Raw genomic sequence first — 16,388 nt, forward strand, 5'->3', positions numbered from 1 at the left:
TGACCGATGATAGTACGTATCGTATTTATGTCGTTTTATGGATTACTACAAACTGTTTATTGCCCTGAAAAATACGCGACGTATTGTCAGGCCCCATGGATAACTGGATAGCGTTGGTCAAGGCCAACATGAAAGACCGCAAGGTCACGCAGGATCAACTGGCTGAACGTCTGGGCATGTCCCAGGGCGGTGTCGGCCACTGGCTCAACAAGCGCCGCGTGCCGAGCCTGGAAGACATGAACCGGCTGTTGCAGGCCTTGGGGCTTGGTGACCTGGAAGTGGCGCTGGAGATCCGCGAACGAAGCGCCCCGCACGAGCCGTCACCGGCGAAACACTACAACCCGTATTTCCGTTACCCGGTCAGCGACTGGAAAAGCCTGTGCGAAACCCGTGAAGAGCGCGCCACCTATGACACCCGGCGCTTCGAACTGACGGATCAGCGCTGCGCCGGCGCGGCGTTCTGGCTGCCCGTCACCGGCGACGCCATGGCTGCCCCCAGCGGCTTGAGCATCGGCGCCGGCATGATGATCCTGGTGGACCCGGCCGTCGAAGCCGAGCCCGGTAAGCTGGTGGTTGCGCAATGGGCCAACAGCACCCGCGCTACTTTCCGCCAGTTGAGGGAAGAGAGCGGCCAGCTTTACCTGATGCCACTCAATCCAACGTATCCCAAGCAGCTGTTCACCGACGACTGCCGTATCCTCGGCGTCGTCGTGCAAGCCATGGCCAAGTTCTAGCCCGCCGTTTCCAGCTCCACCAGTGCGCTGCCTTCGGCGACCATTTCGCCTTCCTGGCAAAACAGTGCCTTGACCACCCCGGCCTCGGGCGCGCGAATGCTGTGCTCCATCTTCATCGCCTCCAGCACCACCAGTTGCATGCCGGCCTCAACGTTTTGTCCCACCTCCACCAACACGCGCACGATGCTGCCGTTCATGGGCGCTGTGAGGCCGCCCTGGTGAGACTGGTTGGCCTCGACCGCGGCAATCGGGTCGAACAGGCTGATGGCGTGCATCTCGCCGTCCCAGCGCAGGAACACGCTGCCCTCGCTGCCCTCGCTGCGCACGGCCAGAAGGTCGCGACGCACGCCTTGGCGCTCGAACGACAATTGCTCGCCGCGCAAGGCGAAGGCATCCCCCTGCAACGTCACCAACCGATCCTGCCCATTGCAGCTCAGGTGCAGGGAAACCTCCGCTGGCAGCCCTGCGCGAAAGCCACGGGTATCCGCCCAAGGCCCATCACCGGCCGGTAGGCTCTGCATAAACGCGGCGCCCGCCGCCTGCCAGAACTCATCGCTCAAGGCACCAACGGCCGGCAGCAATTGGTCCTGGTAACGCGGAATAAACCCGGTATCCAGCTCGGCGCTCGCAAAGGCCGGATGGCCGATGATCCGACGCAGAAAGCCCAGGTTGGTCTTGAGCCCGCCCACGGCAAATTCATCAAGCATGCTCAGTAACCGCAGGCGCGCCTGTTCACGGTCCTCGCCCCAGGCGATCAACTTGCCGAGCATTGGGTCGTAGAACGGCGACACGTCATCCCCCTGCGCCACACCGCTGTCCACACGCCGCCCGGGGCCTGGGGCAGATTCGCGGTACAGCGCCAGGTGGCCGGTGGCTGGCAGGAAATCATTCGTCGGGTCTTCAGCGTACAAGCGCACTTCAATCGCATGGCCGATCAGCGGCACCTGCTCCTGGGTGATCGGCAGCGCCTCGCCCTGTGCGACACGGATTTGCCAGGCCACCAGGTCCAACCCGGTAATCGCCTCGGTCACCGGGTGTTCCACTTGCAAGCGTGTATTCATCTCCATGAAGAAGAATTCGCCACGGGCATCCAGCAAGAACTCCACGGTGCCGGCGCCCACATAGCCGATGGCCTGGGCGGCGCGCACGGCGGCCTCACCCATGGCTTTGCGCTGTTCGACGCTCAGGCCCGGCGCCGGGGCTTCTTCCACCACTTTTTGGTGGCGACGCTGAATCGAACAGTCGCGCTCGTTGAGGTACAGGCAGTGTCCGTGCTGATCGGCAAACACCTGGATCTCCACGTGGCGCGGCTTGAGCAGGTATTTCTCCACCAGCATTTGCCCGTTGCCGAAGGACGACAGCGCCTCACGCTGGGCGGAGGCCAGGGCTTCGGCCAGTTGGCTGACCTCCTCGACCACCTTCATGCCCTTGCCGCCGCCACCGGCCGTGGCCTTGAGCAATACCGGGTAGCCAATGCGTTCGCAGGCGGCACGGAAGGTGTCCAGGTCCTGGGCTTGCCCGTGATAACCCGGCACCAGCGGCACACCCGCGGTTTCCATCAGCGCCTTGGCGGCCGATTTGCTGCCCATGGCATCGATGGCCGAGGCGGGCGGGCCGAGAAAGATCAGGCCCGCCGCTTCAATGGCGCGGGCGAAGCCGGCGTTTTCCGACAAGAAACCGTAGCCCGGGTGGATCGCCTGGGCGCCACTGGCGTGTGCGGCAGCGATCAGTTTGTCGATTTGCAGGTAGCTTTCAGTAGCTTTGCTGCCGCCCAGGTCCGCGCGAATATCCGCTTCGCGGCTATGGCGCGCGTCGCGGTCGATGGCGCTGTGCACGGCCACGGTGGTCAGGCCCATGGCTTTGGCGGTGCGCATCACGCGGCAGGCAATCTCGCCACGGTTGGCCACCAGCAGGGTGGTCAGTGTGCTCATGAGCGTGGCTCCTGCGCTTGCCAGCTGGGCGGGCGTTTTTGCAGGAACGCGCGCAAGCCTTCCTGGCCCTCGGCGCTGACGCGAATCCGCGCAATGGCGTTTTCGCAATAGCGGCGCAGGGCGGGTGTGAGCGCGCCGTTCCCGACTTCACGCAACAGGTCCTTGCTGGCACGCATGGCGGCCGGGCTGTTCTGCAACAAGTTGGCGACCCACAGCTGCACCTGCAGGTCCAGCTCGCTGGCGGGGTAGCTGTCGGCCAACAAGCCGATTTCCCGCGCGCGTTGGCCGTCGAAACGTTCGGCGGTCAGGGCATAACGCCGCGCCGCGCGTTCGCCGATGGCCTGCACCACGAACGGGCTGATCACCGCCGGTGCCAGGCCGATGCGTACCTCTGACAAACAGAACTGCGCGTCATCGGCGCCAATCGCCATGTCGCAGCAACTGATCAGGCCCAGCGCACCGCCGTAGGCCGCACCTTGTACCACCGCCAGCGTAGGGATCTTCAACTTGGCCAGGTTGTACATCAGCTCCGCCAGTTCGCGGGCGTCATCCAGGTTGGTGTGGTAATCCAGCTCGGCCGATTGCTGCATCCAGGCCAGGTCGGCCCCGGCGCTGAAATGCTTGCCGCGCCCGCGCAGCACCAGAAAGCGCAGGGACGGATCGCCCTGCACCTGGTCGAGGGCGATGATCAGTTCGCGGATCATCTCGGCATTGAACGCGTTGTTCTTGGCTTCTCGACTGAGCCACAGGGTGGCAAAGCCACGGCTGTCAGTGATCAGTTCGAGGGTGTTGAAATCGCTCATGGGGTACAGCTCCATTTACATGCGGAACACGCCGAAGCGGCTCGGCTCGATGGGGGCATTCAGCGAAGCGGACAGGGCCAGGGCCAGCACGTCACGGGTCTGCAGCGGGTCGATCACGCCGTCATCCCACAGGCGGGCACTGGAGTAGTAGGGGTGACCCTGGGTTTCGTACTGGTCGAGGATCGGCTGCTTGATCGCCGCTTCTTCCTCGGCACTGAACCCGTTGCCGGCCCGTTCGGCCTGTTCACGCTTGACCTGCACCAGCACGCCGGCGGCCTGTTCGGCGCCCATCACGCCAATGCGTGCATTCGGCCACATCCACAAGAAACGCGGGTCATAGGCGCGGCCGCACATGCCGTAGTTGCCGGCCCCGAAGCTGCCACCGATGATCACGGTGAACTTCGGCACTTTGGCGCAGGCCACGGCGGTGACCAGCTTGGCGCCATGTTTGGCAATGCCTCCGGCCTCGTACTTCTGGCCAACCATGAAGCCGGTGATGTTCTGCAGGAACAGCAGGGGAATCCCGCGCTGGCAGGCCAGTTCGATAAAGTGCGCGCCTTTCTGCGCGGCTTCGGCAAATAGGATCCCGTTGTTGGCAAGGATCGCAATCGGGTAGCCGTGCAGGTGCGCAAAACCACACACCAACGTGGTGCCGAACAACGCTTTGAATTCATCGAACACCGAACCGTCCACCAGCCGCGCGATCACTTCGCGCACGTCGAACGGCTGCTTGGCATCGGCCGGGATTACCCCGTACAACTCTTCGCTGCTGTACAGCGGCGTCACCGGCGTGCGCTGCAGCAGTTCGCCCTGTTTGCGCCAGTTGAGGTTGGCCACACTGCGTCGCGCCAGGGCCAGGGCGTGTTCGTCGCTGTCGGCATAGTGGTCGGCCACGCCGGAGATCTTGCAGTGCACATCGGCACCGCCGAGGTCTTCGGCGCTGACCACTTCACCCGTGGCTGCCTTCACCAAAGGCGGGCCGGCGAGGAAGATGGTGGCTTGCTGGCGCACCATGATCGCTTCATCTGCCATGGCCGGCACGTAGGCACCACCGGCCGTGCAGGAGCCCATGACCACCGCGATCTGCGGGATGCCCTGGGCGCTCATGTTGGCCTGGTTGAAGAAGATCCGCCCGAAGTGCTCACGGTCCGGGAACACTTCGTCCTGGCGTGGCAGGTTGGCGCCGCCGGAGTCCACCAGGTAGATGCACGGCAAGCGGTTCTGCTCGGCGATGGTCTGGGCGCGCAGGTGTTTTTTCACGGTGAGCGGGTAATAGGAGCCGCCTTTGACCGTGGCGTCGTTGGCAACGATCATGCATTCGACGCCTTCCACGCGGCCGATCCCGGCGATCACCCCGGCTGCCGGTACGTCTTCGCCATACACCTGATGGGCGGCCAGTTGGCTCAGTTCCAGGAACGGCGAGCCCGGGTCCAACAGGCGGTTGATACGTTCGCGCGGCAGCAGTTTGCCCCGCGAGGTGTGCCGCTCCTGGGCCTTGGCGCCGCCCCCTTGCTGCACGTGGGCGAGCAGGGTGTGCAGGGCATCGACCTGCTGGCGCATGGCGGCGCTGTTGGTGGCGAACTCCGCCGAGCGTGGGTTGAGCTGGGTGTGCAGGGTGGCCATGGCGCGCTCCTTCAGCGGGTTTCGTTGAAGAGTTCGCGGCCGATCAGCATCCGGCGAATCTCACTGGTGCCGGCGCCGATTTCGTACAACTTGGCGTCGCGCAGCAGGCGGCCGGCGGGAAACTCGTTGATGTAACCGTTGCCGCCGAGAATCTGGATGGCGTCTAGGGCCATTTGCGTGGCGCGTTCGGCGCTGTACAGGATCACCCCGGCGGCGTCCTTGCGTGTGGTTTCACCGCGCTCGCACGCCTGGGCCACGGCGTAGAGGTAGGCACGGCTGGCGTTAAGCTGGGTGTACATGTCGGCGACCTTGCCCTGGATCAGCTGGAATTCGCCGATGCTCTGGCCGAACTGCTTGCGGTCGTGGATGTAGGGCACGATCAGGTCCATGCACGCCTGCATGATCCCGGTGGGGCCACCGGAGAGCACCACGCGTTCGTAGTCCAGGCCGCTCATCAACACTTTCACGCCGCCGTTGAGGGTGCCGAGGATGTTTTCTTCGGGCACTTCCACGTCATCGAAGAACAGCTCGCAGGTGTTGGAGCCGCGCATGCCCAGCTTGTCGAACTTGTTGCTGCGGCTGAAGCCCTTCCAGTCGCGCTCGACGATGAACGCGGTGATGCCGTGGGCGCCTTTCTCCAGGTCGGTCTTGGCGTAGATCACATAGGTGTTGGCGTCGGGGCCGTTGGTGATCCAGGTCTTGCTGCCGTTGAGCACGAAGCGGTCGCCGCGTTTGTCGGCGCGCAGTTTCATCGACACCACATCGGAGCCGGCATTCGGCTCGCTCATGGCCAGGGCGCCGACGTGTTCGCCGCTGATCAGTTTGGGCAGGTACTTGAGTTTCTGTGCGTGATTGCCGTTGCGGTTGATCTGGTTCACGCACAGGTTGGAGTGGGCACCGTAGGACAACGCCACCGAGGCCGACCCCCGGCTGATCTCTTCCATGGCCACCACATGGGCCAGGTAACCCAGGCCGGCGCCGCCGTATTCTTCCGGCACGGTGATGCCCAACAGGCCCATGTCACCGAACTTGCGCCACAGGTCGGCGGGGAACAGGTTGTCGCTGTCGATCTGTGCCGCGCGAGGTGCGATTTCCTTGGCTACGAAGTGCTGCACCTGTTCGCGCAGCATGTCGATGGTTTCACCGAGGGCGAAGTTCAGGGACGGGTAACTCATGGACAGGCACCTTAATGTGGGCGTTGTTTTTGTGTGGGTGGCGCGTCAGGGGAGGGCGCTCACCTTTACGTTAACGTAAGCTTGCGTTACGGCGCTGTCAATCGTAGTTTACGTTTACGTCAACCTACAAAAAAGACAACAGGGGTCGTTATGGATCAACAGAATCAGAGCTACAGCCGTGGCTCTCAGGACAAGACCTTGCTGGCCATGACGATTGGCCAGGCGTTCGATCGCACCGTTGCGCAATTTCCCGAGGGCGAGGCCCTGGTAGTGCGCCATCAACAATGTCGCTACACCTGGCGGCAACTGGCCGACGCCGTTGACCTGCACGCCCGTGCCTTCCTGGCCCTGGGTATGCAGACCGGTGATCGGCTGGGCATCTGGGCGCCCAACTGCGCCGAGTGGTGCATCAGCCAGATCGCCAGCGCCAAGCTCGGGGTGATTCTGGTCAACATCAACCCGGCGTACCGCAGTACTGAACTGGACTACGTGCTCAAGCAGTCGGGCTGCCGGTGGCTGGTGTGCGCCGGTTCGTTCAAGACCTCCGACTACCACGCCATGCTGCAGGCACTGAAACCGGACCTGCTTGGCATCATCAGCCTGGACCCCAACCCGCCCGAAGGCTTCATGCCCTGGTCGCAGCTGGCGGCGCTCGGGGCAGGCGTCCCGCCCCAGCAACTGCACACGCGCCAGGCCAGCCTGCACTTCGATCAGCCCGTCAACATCCAGTACACCTCCGGCACCACCGGCTTTCCCAAGGGTGCCACCCTCAGCCATCACAACATCCTCAACAACGGCTACATGGTCGGTGAAAGCCTGGGCCTGACCGCCCAGGATCGCCTGGTGATCCCGGTGCCGCTGTATCACTGCTTCGGCATGGTGATGGGTAACCTGGGCTGCATCACCCACGGCACCACCATGATCTACCCCAATGACGGCTTCGACCCATTGCTCACGCTCAGCGCCGTCGCCGAAGAGCGCGCCACCGGCCTGTACGGCGTGCCCACCATGTTCATCGCGATGCTCGACCACCCGCGCCGGGGCGAGTTGGACCTGGCCACCCTGCGTACCGGCATCATGGCCGGCGCCACCTGCCCCATCGAGGTGATGCGCCGGGTCATCAGCGAGTTGCACATGGCTGAGGTGCAGATCGCCTACGGCATGACCGAAACCAGCCCGGTGTCCCTGCAGACCGGTGCCAACGACGACGTGGAGCGACGCGTCACCACCGTCGGCCGCACACAGCCCCAACTGGAAAACAAAATCATCGACGCACAGGGCAACACGGTTGCGCGCGGTGAAATCGGCGAATTGTGCACCCGTGGCTACAGCGTAATGCTCGGCTACTGGAACAACCCCGACGGCACGCGTGAGGCCATCGACACGGCCGGCTGGATGCACACCGGCGACCTGGCGACCATGGACGAGCACGGCTATGTGTGCATCGCCGGGCGCAACAAGGACATGATCATCCGGGGCGGCGAGAACGTGTACCCGCGTGAGCTGGAGGAGTTTTTCTTCACCCATCCTGCGGTGGCGGATGTGCAGGTCATCGGCATTCCGGATGAGCGTTATGGCGAAGAGATCGTCGCCTGGATCAAGTTCCACCCTGGCCATGTGGCCAACGAACTGGAATTGCAGACCTGGTGCAAGGGCCGCATCGCGCACTTCAAGACGCCCAGGCATTTCAAGTTCGTGGATGAGTTCCCCATGACGGTCACGGGCAAGATCCAGAAATTCCGCATGCGCGAGATTTCGATTGAGGAGCTGCGTGACGACTGCTGAATCGCGGTACATGTCTACTGCTGCGTGATGAAGGGCAGTGCCTAAAGTGGCGCATTCTTTCGCCACTTGAAGGCCATGGCTATGACCAGTACCCCTATTGACCCTCCCACGCGTCCGGTTGCAAGCGAGACCAGCCCTCACGGCCGCGTGATACAGGACAACACCCCCGCCTGGTACACGGACGCGCTGGATGAGCGCAAAACCGAATTGGCCTCATTGCAGTTGAGCATCCCGGACTGGTACACAAATGCCTCAACGGATGCGAAAGACCGTATGAGGGTGATCCATCAGCGCAGCCGGTACTCCTTGAATCAACTCGACCAGATGTTCAGGCCATTGAAAGGGCCGGCCGAGTATGCCGAACCGTTGTTGGTGGCTGCGATTGAAAAGAAATTCGGGGAGCGCCTGGACGTCAGACAAGTATTTTTCGCCCGCAAGATGGAGCAGAAAGTATGCGAAACCGATCCCCGAGAGGTCTCGACCCGCCAGGTCAGCGAGTTGGCACCGCAATTCTATTTCTACCGGGGGATCAGCTTGCTGGGGGCTGCGCTGAACAATTTCACCCAAGAGGAAGCGAGTGAGCCGGTCTGTGCAGATTGTCACCTGGTCACCCTTTACGACTTTTCCCGCGCTTCACGCACCAGGCTTCCTGCTCCAGGCAACGTCCAATCGGTCAGGCTGAGTATCAAGGCGTATGAATTCGCCACACTGTGCAGGGAACTGGATCTGGGCAGCTCGTACAGCGAGTATGTACGAAGCTTCATCAATAGCCGGATACGTATCACCAGCACGGAAGCGGGCATCGGCAAGCTGTACAGCACGTTGATCCTCAGCCACCGGCATCAGTTGGAGTTGGCGGCAGAGATTGCCTTGATGAAAGGTGATATCCAGCCCGATGGCCACCAATTGATCATCGATCTTCTGCGAAGCCAGTCACAGGTGAAATGGGCGGGTGAGGAGGTCAAGTTTTCACCGTTTCGGTTATTTGCGTTCGACATCGAAAACATCCTGATCATCGGTCCGGTTGCATGGCGGGCGAACCTGAGGAATGCCGAATTGGTCTCCCGGCCATGCATTGTCTACATCCCGGGGGACCCCCAGCATCCCCTCAAGTCATATGACAATATTGCCGCGTTTACCGACCACCTGACGACGCGTCTGTGTCAGGTCCAATACCGCACTTTCTTCAGCCAGTTCGTGCCGCTTTCCAGCCAGGATGCATTCTTCACTCGGCTCAAGGCCTTTCTGGATCCGGAGGCCCGTCACGCCGACGATGGGGACTTTGCGCCCGCCCAAAAGGGGCGGGTCAACCGGCATGGTAGCTACGCCTCTTCATGGCGTGATGTGTGGGCAGACTGCGCGGTAAGGCGCATGCAACTGACCGTGGAAAATGCTCGCGCCAGTGTGGTGCCTACCCGGGATGTGGATGAGCGTGTCTACAACGCCTGGTTGTGGTCGTTCGGCAGTCGTGCGCTGGACATTCTCAATCTTGCCTCGTTCGTGGTGCCTTTCCTGGGGGAGGCGATGCTGATCGTCGCCGCCGTGCAGATGACCTACGAGCTAGGCGAAGGCATTGAAGCCTGGTCACAAGACGAAACCAAAACCGCCTGGGCACACTTTTCGGCGGTGGCGCTCAACCTGGCGGGGCTGGCCGTGCCACACGGGCTGATGGCAGCCAAAGATGCCCCTTTCATCAAGCGCCTGGTGCATGTGGAATTCGGTGGACGCAAGCGCTTGTATGCATTCGACCCCGCACACTACCTGCACCGGATAACGCTGCCTGAGGGGCAACGACCCGATACCCAGGGCCTGTATCGTCATGAAGGCGAGCTGTATTTGTCAGCAGGCGGGGGCAATCATTACAAGGTCCGGGCCAGCGGCGAGCCCAATGAATTCAGATTTCTGCACCCCGATGGCGATTCACGTTATGCACCACGCGCTCGACACAACGGGGAAGGGGCCTGGGTGCACGAGTTCGAGCAGCCTTTGACATGGGATCGCAAGACTCTGTTACGGCGCATTGGCCATTCGGTCGATCACTTGAGCGATAACCAATTGGAACTCGCCAGGGCGTTCAGTGGTGTGTCGGATGATGAGTTGCGAAGTGTGTTCATCGATCATCACGCGCCCGCGCCTCTGTTCAAAGACATGCTTCGACGATTTGAGTGCGACAACAAATACCAAAGGGTTATCGACCAGCTAAAGCACCCGGACCCTGTGGTTTTTGGTCGGATCGACTGGCGGATGCAAGTGCAGTTCTTGATGGAAGGCGGCCTGTGGCCCGAGTCGCGGGTATTGGTAGCGTTGGACGCAGAGGGGCATCAGGTATGGCGCTCAGCCGTCCCGAAGGACTCCACTCAAGTTGTTGAGCTGACGCACGAACAACTCGACAGTGGTCTGCTGTTCCGGTCCTTTGTCCAGCAATTGACGGAGCCTGAAATGCGTCAGTTGTTGGGTGAGGATCTGATGACAGAGCGAGAAGTTAGCGAACTTTACCTGCGTACCCGAGACGTTTCAGATGATGATTCGGTTGCGCGTTCCCAGACGCGGGAAGATGAAAGCGCCGACCCGTTGAGGCAGCACTTACGCAGGCCGCATGCAAGGTTCGTGAGGTATCGAGACCGTTTGCTGAGCGCGGCCAATAGCAACAGAAGCCGGCTGGTCAAGCGCGAGTTATCAGGGGGTGATGTGTCTAACGACGCCAACATTCAACTGATACAGCGCGACTTTCCTGGCTTGCCTAAATGGGTAGCCGAAGAAATTGTGGCCCACGCCAACGCTCGGGAGCTGGCTCGCATGAAGTCTGCGTCGCGCTTGCCGCAGCGGTTGGCCGAGGAGGCGCGCGTGTACCTGCAGAAGGCGCGGGTCATGCGGGCGCAGGCTGATCTTCTATTCGACAATCAACTCACATTGGACGGTGTGCACTTGGCATTGCACAAGATGGCGTCTATTCCCGGGCTGCTCAAAGAGACGTGCATCGAGCTTCGCGCGGGCACCTACGATGGCGCTTTGCTGGACAAAGTGGGTGATGTCGGAGGCGCTCGACAGCTTCGTCTTATTCAGACCGATTTGACGGAATGGAAGCTCTGCAGCAGCTCGGAAAAAGTCGAGTACTGGCGCCGCGATAAGGACGCCTTCTTCAACGCCCTGTGGATGGCGAGCAGTGGCGAGTTCACCGGTTGGTCGGTCTTCAACGCGGCTGCGCAACGGTTGAAGAGGCAACTGGCGGAACAGCCTCTGAGTGAGTTGCAAAGCCGGCAAGCGCTTGGCATGCAAGTGATCAAGCCCGGTTTCAAATCACCCATGCGCCTGGCTGACGGACGCGTGGGCTATCCGCTCAGCCCATTGGGCGGCGCTACTGAGCGTCCCCGGGTGTGCTGGATGAAAGCGATGTCGCTCTATCCGTCAAGGTCCATGCAAGAGGTCGAGACGATGCTCGGCCTTGAGGGGGTTGATGACAGTATGCTCCTGGCGAAGCTGACCCAACTTGAAGAAGAGTTTGCCGCATTGGATCAAGCGCTGGTCAGTTGGCAGCAAGAAGGAGGGGCGGGCTACGCAAGCGCCAGGCGCAGAGTGACGGGGACCATCAAGGCAGCCTGGCGCAGAACGGGTGCACAGGCATTGGCAGGGGACCAGACACCGATCGGCTATGTGCTGGATCTTTCGGATGAAAGCGTGGGCGAGTTGCCGGCGCTCAACGCCAACATGGATCACGTGGGGCACCTGGTTCTGCGTCGAATGGCGCTATCGGATGCCTCACAGCCGTTCCTGCGTGCCTTTGGCGGTTTGCGCTGGCTGAACATGAGTGATAACAACCTGACGCAACTGCCGGAGTTCGCCAACGCAGGTGCCGGGCTGACAAAGCTCAATCTGAGCAGCAATGACATTCAGCTGACCGAACACAGCCGCCTGCGCCTGGAAGGGATGCAGAGCCTGAAGATTCTCAAGCTTGGCGGCAATCGCCGCTTGGGCTGGCGGGCGGATTTGCGCAGGCTGCGAAATCTCAACCAGCTTTATCTGCCAGACACCGGCACCACTGCATTTCCTGCAGGCGCCGAACAATTGCCTAACCTGGCCCGCATTGATCTGCATTCAAACCAGATCACCACGTTGCCTGAATACGCGTACCAGCATCTGGAACGTATCAATGTGCATGACAATCCCTTGTCGGCGGCCACGCTCGCCCGGCTGGATCAGCGTTTTAACCCGGTGCAGTGGGATGAGCACACCTCCGTGGACGAAGCACGGGGCTTATGGCTGGAGGGGGTGTCTGCGGACCAACGGGCACGGCGCGGTGAAGTGTGGGATGAACTGCGGGGTAGCCCCGAATCGGCCGCTTTTTTTGCAGTGGTGGCTGACATCACCCGCAGCGCCGAGTACGTCAGCGAAGTGACTCGCCCAGTACTGGCTGAGCGGGTGTGGGACATGCTGACGGCGACCAGTGAAAATCAGGCTATTCGCGAAGCGTTATTTACCGCCGCCGATGATCGGGTGACCTGTGGTGATGGCAGTTCGGTCGAGTTCATGAACCTTGAAAGTGAGCTGATGGGGGCGAGGGCCGTTGAACTGGCAGAAACGGACAATGCCGAAGGCGCGCTGATCGCCACCGCCAGGCAGCTGTTTCGTTTAGCGCTGGTCGACGCCATTGCCCTACGCGATGTTGCGGCAAGAGGGCCGGGGTTTACCGAGCAGGTTGAAGTCGTATTGGCTTATCGAACGCGGCTTGCCGCCCCTCTGGAACTGCCGGTCAAATCCCAGGGTATGTTGTTTCCCCAACAGGCCAACGTGGCCCAGGCGACGCTCGATGCGGCGTGTGAGCAGGTACTCCGGGATGAGCGCAACCCTGAGCTTGAGGAAGAATTTTTTGTCGGGCGCACGTTCTGGGAGAAGCACCTGCGTACCCGTTACTCGCAAGCGCTGAGCGCGCTGATGGCACCTGAACTTGGTGTAATTGATGAGAAAAGTGCGGCTTTGTTCGAACTCTCGGACTTGCAAGGTCAGCCGGACGCAGGAGAGGGAAAGGAATGGCAGGCTAGGCACGGTGCGGCCGCGGACCACCTGGCGGGACTGTTGGGTAAACGCAGGGATGAAATCCTGGTGAACGGCTCGATGCAAAGCGCATTTTATGAGCGAGAGCTCAACAGCTTGGGCGCTGAGCGCCACCTGTTGGAGCAGCGAGCCTTGAAAACCTTGACGCGCAGGGTACTGAACAACTTCGCAGCCACGACCGGGACATCCCTCTGAATCAAAGGGCCAGACAGCACAAAGGGGACCCGAAGGTCCCCTTTAATTTGTCGTTGCGTGCTCTTTTTTTATTATTGAGGGGCGGCCTATTGTTGTTTTTGGCAGCCGTGACCCTTTACCGCTGTTTTGGGCGACCCCCATCCGGGGTCAAGAGCAAACGTATTTTTTTGAGCGCTGATCTGCTTCTTCGCACGCGATCCAACCAGTGGGTAGCTACCTTGAGGTAGTTTTGTTCTTCTCTAACCGGTTGCGGGTTTCGGCACGCCGTACCCTGCGAAGCACATCTTCTCCAAAAAAATCTGTTAGCTGCGTCTCTGCCGTGTTGTTCTTGTTATGTCAGAGTCGTTTCGTCTTATTTTTATTAGGTTTGGCGCTTTTTATTCTTGTTATGCCATAGAGATAGCAGAAGCCGTGCCAACTTTTAAAAGTCCTTTAAAATCAATGGTTTGATTTTTGTGTAAGGTTTGGCCTACGGCAAATGCGACAAAATATGTTCCCGTGTTACTCGTTATGTAAGCCGGCGGTAACACATTGTCACGGCTAAGGGACTCAACTGGCGTTACGCGCCTTGGCCACGCGTGACCCCGTCGGCCGGCCCAGCACAGTGCTGATCTGTTGGCCCGCGTCAATCAAGGCCTGCAGGTCGATACCCGTCTCGATACCCAGGCCGTCGAGCAGGTACACCACGTCTTCGGTGGCGACGTTACCGCTGGCGCCCTTGGCGTAGGGGCAGCCGCCGAGGCCTGCAATAGAGCTGTCGAACACGCTGATGCCTTCCAGCAGGCTGGCGTAGATATTGGCGATGGCCTGGCCATAGGTGTCATGGAAGTGACCGGCCAGCTTGTCCCTGGGCACCTGTGCACCCACCGCCTCGAACAGGCTGCGCGTGGCGCCCGCCGTGCCGGTGCCGATGGTGTCGCCCAGTGAAACCTCATAGCAGCCCATGGCGTACAGCTCCCGGGCGACCGCCGCCACTTGCTGCGGCGCGACCTGGCCTTCGTAAGGGCAACCCAACACACAGGACACATACCCACGCACGCTGATGCCGTGCTGTTTGGCGGCCGCCATGATTGGCGCAAAGCGCTCCAGGCTTTCACTGATGGAACAGTTGATGTTGCGCTGGGAAAACGCCTCGGAGGCTGCCGCAAACACGGCCACTTCCTTTACTCCAGCCGCCAGCGCATCTTCAAAGCCGCGCAGGTTCGGTGCGAGGGCGCCGTAGGTCACCCCGGGCTTGCGCTGGATCTGTGCAAACACCTCGGCGGAGCCGGCCATCTGCGGCACCCACTTGGGCGATACAAAGCTGCCGACTTCGATGTAACCCAGGCCCGCCGCGCTGAGGGCGTCCACCAGCCGGACCTTGTCGGCCACGCTGATGGGCTGGGATTCGTTCTGCAAACCGTCGCGCGGGCCGACTTCAACCAGGCGCACATGGGAGGGGAGGGACATGGCAGTTACCTTCTGATCAATGGCCAACCTGGCTCATGGTGTGGGCCAGGGCCTGGGTGCAGCGCTCTTCGGCGGTATCCAGTTCCAGCTTCATCTGTTCGATGTCCAGCAGCTGTTGCTCCAGTTGTTCACGGCGCTCGGCGATCTTGGCCAGCATGCTGTTGAGCTGGATGTGGTTGCCGCTGGTGGGGTCGTAGAGTTCGATCAGCTCGCGGCACTCGGCCAGCGAGAACCCGATGCGCTTGCCGCGCAGGATCAGCTTGAGGGTGACCTTGTCCCGCGCCGAGTAGATGCGCTCCTGGCCCCGGCGCTCGGGGCTCAGCAGGCCTTGTTCTTCATAGAAACGGATGGCGCGGGTGGTGATGTCGAGCTCGCGGGCGAGGTCGGAGATGCTGTAGGTGGTGCTCATGGCGGCGCTCAAGAAGGTCTTGAGCGCTAGGCTAGTGTCTGCTTGACGTTAACGTCAAGCAAATCACTTTTGGATCAATTCACCTGTGGCGAGGGAGCTTGCTCCCGCTGGCCTGCGCAGCAGGCCTGTCTTTTGGGGTCGCTTCGCGCCCCAGCGGGAGCAAGCGCCCTCGCCACAAAAACGGTCAGGGTTGTTTGCCATCGAGTTTCTTTTCATGGGCCGTCACCTGCTGGCACAGCTCGATCATTTGCTCGCGCATCCAGCGGTTTGCCGGGTCCTGGTCGGTGCTTTCGTGCCAGTACAGGTGGGTTTCCACCGGTGGCACGTCATTGACCGGCAAGTTGAACCAGTGCAATTCATGGCGGCGGGCGAAGCGCTCGGGCACGGTCATCACCATGTCGGTCTGCTGCAGCACCTGCGAGGCCATCAGGTAATGCTGGGAGCGCAGGGCAATCTTGCGTTGCAGGCCCATCTTGCCCAGCGCCAGGTCGACATGGCCCAGGCCGTTGCGGCGGCTGGAAATATGAATGTGGGTCAGCCCCAAATAATCATCGAGGGTCAGTTTGTCCTTGCTCGCCAGCGGATGGCCCTTGCGCATGGCGCACACGTAGCGGTCTTCCATCAGCTTGACGTGGCGCACCTGCGGGTCGGTGTTGAGCGGCGCATCCACGGCAAAGTCCAGGCGCCCGGCCGCCAGTTCCTTGGTGGTTTCGCGGCGTTTGGACAAAAAGCTCTCGATCACCACCGTCGGCGCCAGGCGGCGCAGGCGCTGGAACAGCAACGGCAGGATCACCGCCTCGGTCAGGTCGGTCATGCTGATGCGGTAGGTCTTGGCCGCCTGCTGCGGGTTGAAGATGCGGCTTTCCTGCACCGACACTCGCAGCAACGACAACGCGTTGCGCACCGGGCCGATGATGTTCTGCGCCATGGGCGTGGGCACCATGCCTTGGGCGGTGCGCACGAACAGCGGGTCGTTGAAGGTCTCGCGCAGGCGGGCCAGAGCGTTGGACACCGCCGGCTGGGTGATGCCGACGATCTGCCCGGCGCGGGTCAGGTTGGCTTCGGTGTAGATCGCGTCAAAGACGATGAAGAGGTTCAGGTCGACCTTGCTCAGATTCATTTCGTTGCGCTCTTATTGTTAGGTGTCCATACGCCGATCATATATCGGTGATGAATGTTAATACACGCCGAGAATAGGCTAGGTAAATTATCAGCGCTGTTCTAGCATCGATTGC

General features: G+C 61.2%; 10 protein-coding genes. 3 read left to right on the plus strand and 7 right to left on the minus strand.

Annotated features, from left to right (window positions below; translation table 11 throughout):
* Nucleotides 1-95 precede the first annotated feature (95 nt).
* Entirely contained in the window at nucleotides 96-734 is a 639-nt protein-coding gene (locus HX803_RS02920) for a LexA family transcriptional regulator (protein ID WP_178918853.1), read from the plus strand.
* Here HX803_RS02920 and HX803_RS02925 read toward each other — a convergent pair.
* Genes HX803_RS02925 through HX803_RS02940 form a run of 4 tightly spaced genes read right to left on the minus strand, consistent with a single transcriptional unit; the run spans nucleotide 731 to nucleotide 6,266 of the window.
* On the minus strand, nucleotides 731-2,665 hold the full coding sequence (locus tag HX803_RS02925) for an acetyl/propionyl/methylcrotonyl-CoA carboxylase subunit alpha (RefSeq protein ID WP_178918854.1): 1,935 nt from the start codon (nucleotides 2,663-2,665) through the stop codon (nucleotides 731-733). The two genes, HX803_RS02920 and HX803_RS02925, sit on opposite strands and share 4 nt — an antisense overlap.
* Nucleotides 2,662-3,468 carry a gamma-carboxygeranoyl-CoA hydratase gene (locus tag HX803_RS02930; RefSeq protein WP_178918855.1) on the minus strand — a complete coding sequence of 269 codons (807 nt, stop codon included), beginning with the start codon at nucleotides 3,466-3,468 and terminating at the stop codon, nucleotides 2,662-2,664. Before HX803_RS02930 ends, HX803_RS02925 begins: the two co-directional genes overlap by 4 nt.
* A 15-nt stretch (nucleotides 3,469-3,483) precedes the next feature.
* The gene (locus HX803_RS02935) at nucleotides 3,484-5,091 is read right to left on the minus strand and encodes a carboxyl transferase domain-containing protein (RefSeq protein WP_178918857.1); all 1,608 of its coding nucleotides are present in this window, start codon (nucleotides 5,089-5,091) and stop codon (nucleotides 3,484-3,486) included.
* 11 nt (nucleotides 5,092-5,102) lie between these two features.
* On the minus strand, nucleotides 5,103-6,266 hold the full coding sequence (locus HX803_RS02940; protein ID WP_178918859.1) for an isovaleryl-CoA dehydrogenase: 1,164 nt from the start codon (nucleotides 6,264-6,266) through the stop codon (nucleotides 5,103-5,105).
* 150 nt (nucleotides 6,267-6,416) lie between these two features.
* Here HX803_RS02940 and HX803_RS02945 point away from each other — a divergent pair, with 150 nt between their 5' ends.
* A complete protein-coding gene (locus HX803_RS02945; RefSeq protein WP_178918860.1) occupies nucleotides 6,417-8,051 on the plus strand; it encodes an AMP-binding protein in 1,635 nt (544 codons plus the stop codon).
* An 81-nt stretch (nucleotides 8,052-8,132) separates the two neighbouring features.
* Nucleotides 8,133-13,295: an NEL-type E3 ubiquitin ligase domain-containing protein gene (locus tag HX803_RS02950; protein ID WP_178918862.1), complete on the plus strand. Its 5,163-nt coding sequence runs from the start codon at nucleotides 8,133-8,135 to the stop codon at nucleotides 13,293-13,295.
* 549 nt (nucleotides 13,296-13,844) lie between these two features.
* Here the strand turns inward: HX803_RS02950 and HX803_RS02955 are convergent.
* The 3 genes from HX803_RS02955 to HX803_RS02965 form a co-directional block, all read right to left on the minus strand.
* Nucleotides 13,845-14,744: a hydroxymethylglutaryl-CoA lyase gene (locus HX803_RS02955; RefSeq protein WP_178918864.1), complete on the minus strand. Its 900-nt coding sequence runs from the start codon at nucleotides 14,742-14,744 to the stop codon at nucleotides 13,845-13,847.
* Nucleotides 14,745-14,760: 16 nt separating this feature from the next.
* Entirely contained in the window at nucleotides 14,761-15,153 is a 393-nt protein-coding gene (locus HX803_RS02960) for a MerR family DNA-binding transcriptional regulator (RefSeq protein WP_178918866.1), read from the minus strand.
* Between the two features lie 184 nt (nucleotides 15,154-15,337).
* A complete protein-coding gene (locus HX803_RS02965) occupies nucleotides 15,338-16,273 on the minus strand; it encodes a LysR family transcriptional regulator (RefSeq protein ID WP_178918868.1) in 936 nt (311 codons plus the stop codon).
* Nucleotides 16,274-16,388 lie beyond the last annotated feature (115 nt).

This window comes from Pseudomonas sp. P7548 (assembly GCF_013386585.1).
Taxonomy (GTDB): domain Bacteria; phylum Pseudomonadota; class Gammaproteobacteria; order Pseudomonadales; family Pseudomonadaceae; genus Aquipseudomonas.

Bases quoted from the DNA above. Each gene is read 5' to 3' on its own strand.
- HX803_RS02950 (WP_178918862.1), top strand. From the start codon at position 8,133: ATGACCAGTACCCCTATTGACCCTCCCACGCGTCCGGTTGCAAGCGAG.
- HX803_RS02935 (WP_178918857.1), bottom strand. From the start codon at position 5,091: ATGGCCACCCTGCACACCCAGCTCAACCCACGCTCGGCGGAGTTCGCC.
- HX803_RS02925 (WP_178918854.1), bottom strand. From the start codon at position 2,665: ATGAGCACACTGACCACCCTGCTGGTGGCCAACCGTGGCGAGATTGCC.
- HX803_RS02965 (WP_178918868.1), bottom strand. From the start codon at position 16,273: ATGAATCTGAGCAAGGTCGACCTGAACCTCTTCATCGTCTTTGACGCG.
- HX803_RS02945 (WP_178918860.1), top strand. From the start codon at position 6,417: ATGGATCAACAGAATCAGAGCTACAGCCGTGGCTCTCAGGACAAGACC.
- HX803_RS02930 (WP_178918855.1), bottom strand. From the start codon at position 3,468: ATGAGCGATTTCAACACCCTCGAACTGATCACTGACAGCCGTGGCTTT.
- HX803_RS02940 (WP_178918859.1), bottom strand. From the start codon at position 6,266: ATGAGTTACCCGTCCCTGAACTTCGCCCTCGGTGAAACCATCGACATG.
- HX803_RS02920 (WP_178918853.1), top strand. From the start codon at position 96: ATGGATAACTGGATAGCGTTGGTCAAGGCCAACATGAAAGACCGCAAG.
- HX803_RS02960 (WP_178918866.1), bottom strand. From the start codon at position 15,153: ATGAGCACCACCTACAGCATCTCCGACCTCGCCCGCGAGCTCGACATC.
- HX803_RS02955 (WP_178918864.1), bottom strand. From the start codon at position 14,744: ATGTCCCTCCCCTCCCATGTGCGCCTGGTTGAAGTCGGCCCGCGCGAC.